Genomic DNA, 2,269 nt, shown 5'->3' with positions numbered 1-2,269 from the left:
AGGTGCCGTCCATCGCCCACCTGCGTTTCCGCTGGTAGACCGTCTTCCACGGGCCGAACCGCTCCGGCAGGTCACGCCACGGAATCCCAGTACGTTCCCGATACAAGATCCCCGAGACCGTCGTCCGGTGATCCCGCCACCGGCCCCCACGCGGCGGGTCCGCTGGCAGCAACGGCGCCAGCAGCACCCACTCGTCATCGGTCAGTTCATGCCGTCGCGACACGCCAATCTATCTACCGGATCCGCCCTCGAAGATCCACAAGACACGCCCTAACGCCGCAGCCGCCCGACGGTCACGACCAGGATTCACCTTCCACCACATCGGCCGGTCACTATCCATAGCGAACCGGCCGAAAGATCTCCAACCAGACGCAAAGTCTAGATCAACTCAAACATCTTCGGACCGCCCTCTCACAGTTTGTATACCTACACAGGTAGGCGGCGGCGCGTTGCAGGCCGGGAGCCGGGTTGTCGGCGGCGCGGTTGCGTAGGGTGCACGTCGGCGACCACACGTGGGGCGTGGCCTTCCAACAGGGCGCGGGCAGTATTGCTGGTTACCCCAGTCGCCCGGTCCGCCGCCGGGCGACTGGGGCGTCAGCGGTGCGGCCAGAGGCTCACACGCGGATCGCTGTCGGCTGTTCGGCTCCGAGCAGGTGAAGGATGTCGTCCGCATTCCCAGCTGACACGGCAGCGTGGAGGATTTGTGATGCGGTGTCTTCGCTGATCCGCTCTTGTGCAACCGCCCGGAACTTCGCCTCGACGGCAGCCCGCGACAGCGGGTTGCTGGGCTCGCCGCGAGGCGCGGTCACGGTCCGCATGAAGGCACCGCGCTCCGTCTGAACGGTCACCCTGCCCGGGGTCGCGGCCGGGAACGCAGCGTCGAATTCGGGATCGATGCTCCATGTGACTCTCGTAGCGAGGTCACGAGCCTGCGGAATGTGCAGGTCGCCGTGGGAGAGCACCAGCAGTGCATCAGGACCGCGGACCGCTGCGAGGCCGATGCAGAACGGGAGGCTATACTGAGCGCCTTCGATGCTTGTCGGCGCGATCTCGTTGCTCAGGGTGAGCGTCCGGCCGAACGTCTCGACGTGGATGCCGGTGATCTGAGCCGGATCGATCTCCTCGGCCGCGAGCAGTTCTGCCAGGGCGTCAATGGGTGCGTGAAGCCATCGGCAGCAGCTGTAGGGCTTGATGTAGGCCGTCTGGATGCTCCACGGCTCTCCGAGATTCGTGAGAATCCGGTCGCGATCGAAGATCTGGTCGTTGTCGAGAATATCGATGGGACCGGCGAAGCCGCTTTCGGCGAGAGTCGCTGCCAGGATCCCGTTCGCGGCTGACCAGGGAATTCCTTCCTTGACGTTGTTGGCACGGAAACGCGTGTAGGACGTCGCGAACTGGTTCGGAGCGGTGATTCCGGCGATCGCGATCGCATGGGCGATCTGCTCCGGAGGGAGCCGGCGGAGGGTCCCGACGGCCGCAGCAACGGCCTGACCACCCCAGATTCCGGTGTTGGTGGTGGGAACTGAGGTCAGGTCTCTCGCCGCCGAGATGCGTACCCCGACCTCGTAACCGACAGCGATCGCGGCGAGAACGTCCTTCCAAGGGGATCCGGCCGCAGCCGCGAGCACTCCGGGAACGACCGCGGCGCCGGGATGGCCGGCGGCCTGCCGGTGTCCATCGTCCAGATCGAGCGCACAGGAAGCAGCGGCGTTGGCGAAGGCGGCGCCCGCGACGGTCGTCGACTGGCCGGTGAACCACATGGCCGCCGTCCCGCGCCCCCAGATCGCGGGAGCAGCAGCACGAATGGTGGCAGAGTTGATCGTCCCCACCCCGGCGACCGCAGCACCAAGGGTATCGATGACATGGGTCCGCACGCTCTCGCCGACCGGGGGCGGCACAGCGTCTACCCCAGCAGCCCATTCCGCGAGGACCTGTGTAGCGAACATGTCTTCCTTCACGAGTCTGTCACCTGACCGGTGGTCCTTGGGGCGGGAGCGGGTACGAGGTCGGTCCAGCCCTCGCGTTCCAGGTCGCTAACCCGGGCGCATCCGTTGCTTTGGCCAGATGACCCGAAAGTGAGGGACGGGCGGGAGGTGCGGAAGGCCGTCGCCTTTTCGAACGCATCAGCGACCTGGAACAGCAGCAGGGCCCCGGCGTTGTTTCGTATTGTCCGGTTATGTAATGAAAACGCTGATGTTGAGGGCTGGATAGCAGGCGAGCACGACTTCTGCTGATCTTTCGGGTGCCTAGCCAGAAAGATCCACTCAGG

The 2,269-nt window shown here is 65.4% G+C and carries 2 protein-coding genes; both read right to left on the bottom strand.

The window, feature by feature from the left end:
• Positions 1-229 (bottom strand): transposase (locus ABGB16_RS33520; protein WP_347672064.1); only part of this gene is annotated, 229 nt, incomplete at its 3' end.
• Between the two features lie 385 nt (positions 230-614).
• Positions 615-1,958, bottom strand: a complete 1,344-nt coding sequence (locus tag ABGB16_RS33515; RefSeq protein ID WP_347672063.1) for an MmgE/PrpD family protein — start codon at positions 1,956-1,958, stop codon at positions 615-617.
• Positions 1,959-2,269 lie beyond the last annotated feature (311 nt).

Source organism: Micromonospora sp. B11E3 (assembly GCF_039871625.1).
GTDB lineage: Bacteria > Actinomycetota > Actinomycetes > Mycobacteriales > Micromonosporaceae > Micromonospora.
This window is presented reverse-complemented; position numbering and strand designations above follow the sequence as displayed.